Source organism: Mesorhizobium sp. dw_380 (assembly GCF_018588885.1).
GTDB lineage: Bacteria > Pseudomonadota > Alphaproteobacteria > Rhizobiales > Rhizobiaceae > Mesorhizobium.
On the sequence record NZ_JAFFIW010000099.1, the window covers coordinates 1 to 2,478 of the forward strand.

At 65.3% G+C, this 2,478-nt stretch carries 1 pseudogene; it reads left to right on the forward strand.

From position 1 onward, the window contains the following. Positions 1–610 precede the first annotated feature (610 nt). Positions 611–2,478 (forward strand): annotated as a pseudogene (locus tag JT360_RS32950) (hypothetical protein); the annotation flags it as partial.

Here is a 2,478-nt window from a genome sequence, read left to right on the forward strand (position 1 = left end):
GTCGCTTGGCTTCCAGGGTGAATTCTCGGGCAATGTCCAGAGCTATGCCGGCAAGGCCAAGGTCGGGATCAGCTGGTAAGCCCTCCTACGCTGAAGCTTCGGAGGGCATCCTGCTTCGCTCGACCGGCTGCGCCAATCCTGCGAAGCTCGAAGAGCGAAGCAGGATGGCGTGGGGGCGACGAAGCTCAAGGAGTTTGGGGAGATTTTTCTGCGGGTGATTGCGGGCACCGGTCCGAAGCCTGACGACGCTATTTTTTTGCCGACGGTGCCGTTTTTTTATGCACGACTTGGACCTTCTGCTCGGTTACTTCTGTGATACTGTTGCCAAGAAGCAACAAGCCAAGATGAAAAGCCGTCGCCGCGAATACCGTCCTTGCCGTCCACCATAGTTGGCCTCTCTATTGCCGGTGGCGCACGGATTCTCGTTCAAAGCCTTCATAATCATGATGAGACACGCCTTGGGTCGTTGCAGTCGGCGCACCTTGCCGATGTTGTTGCGTCGATAAGGCGCGCGACGGACTTTTCGTGAGGGTAAGGCATGTCTGGCGTGACATTTCAAGGCGCGGCTCGTCGAGCGGCTCGTGCAAAAGTTCTTCTTGCAACATCTTCCATGGCGGCAGTCCTGTTGGCCTCGCTGCCAGCGGCGGCCGACAGTCTGCTGGTCGGCAGCGGTGGTGACGGTGGCGTCAGCACCTGGGGCAATGGCGGCGGCGGCGGCATCGGTGGCGGCGGCGGCGGCATTGGGCAACAATCTTCCGGCGGCACGGGTGGCGGTATCAGTGGCGTCGGAGGTGGTGGTGCGACAGGTGCCGCAGGCGGAGGCGGCGGTGCGCTGGGCGGCGCTGGCGGTACCGGCGGCCATCCCAATAGTGGCGGGGCCCCTGCCGTCCTGAACGTCGGTGGCGCTGCCGGCGTCAACCCGGACGGATCGGGAGCCGACGGCGCTGGCGGCCTCTGGCGCGGCCTCGGCGGTCTGTTGGGCGGTGGCGGCGGTGCAAACAACGGCGGTGGCGGCGGCGGCGGCAAGGTGGTCGATGGCGACGGCAACGACATCTCGGGCAAGACGCCGGATGCCGGTGCGAGTGGCCCCTCTTCGCTTATCCTGACCAGCAGCCAAAGCTACGACTTCGTCGGCGTGGGCGGCGGTGGCGGCGGCGGCAGCTGGGACCACGCCGGCTCCGGCGGATCCGCGGGGGACCTCACCGTCTTTGGTATCACGCTGACCGTGGACCGCTCGATGCTGGTTGGCGGCGGCGGCGGCGGCGGGGGCGCCTTCGGTGCCGGCGGGGCCGGTGGCGCAGGCACGGTTTTGCTGGAGGACGGTGCACGCCTTTCTGTAGGCGAAACACTGTTGGTCGGCGGGATGGGCGGCAGCGGCGATTCAGCGTACAGCGACGTATCCGCGGGCGGGGCGGGCGGCAGCGGCGCCGTTACGGTCGACGCCACCTCATCCATCGCCATCGGCAGTGCGGGCGCCATTGTCCTGGGTGGCACCGGAGTTCCGGGAGTTGCCATCGGCGCAAACCTTGGAGCCAGCGGAGCCGGAGGCGCCGGCACGCTGAACCTCGCGGGCGCGCTGACTTTCCAGAGCGGCGGCAGCTTTACCATCAATAGCACAGGCACGCTCAATCTCGGCAATGCGGTTGCGAATGGCGCCGTCGCCGGGACGATTTCTGGCCTGTCCAGCCTGACCAACAACGGCGCGATCAATTTCAACCAATCGAACGCCTTCACTTTCTCGCCCGCCATAAGCGGTGGCGGAACGGTAAGCCAGAATGGCGGCAGCACCGTTCTTGACAGCGCCAATACCTACACCGGCGCGACGACAGTGAATGGCGGCGTTCTGTCGGTGGACGGGTCGATTGCATCGTCCGTGCTTACGACTGTCAACGGTGGTGGCACGCTGGGGGGCACCGGCACGGTTGGCAAGACGACGATTGCGGGCGGCATCCTGGCACCGGGCAACTCGATCGGCACGATCACAGTCGCGGGGGACCTCGTGTTCGGGGCGGGTTCCACATACGCTGTGGAGGTTTCGCCTACTACGGCTGACCGCACCAACGTTACCGGCACGGCCAACCTCTCGGGTGGCACGGTGGAGGTGACTTACCTGCCGGGCACCTTCGTGACCAAGAGCTATACCATCCTCCACGCTGACGGGGGACTGGGGGGCACTGCATTCAGCGGCTTCGACGCCCCAACGCTGCCGGGCCTTACAAGCAGCCTCGTCTATGACTATACGGCGAACAACGTTTATCTGCAGACGACCGCAGAGGCGATCATTGGCGCTGGGCTCAACGAGAACCAGCAGAGCGTCGATACGGCACTCCTCGATTTCTTCGACCGGACCGGCTCACTGCCCGGCGCGTTTGCCGGGCTTGACGCGGAAGGGCTTTCCCAACTCTCCGGCGAGGTGGCGGCCGGTGCTGTCAACGCCGGCATCGACAGCGCCGACCAGTTCATCGACGCGCTCGATGC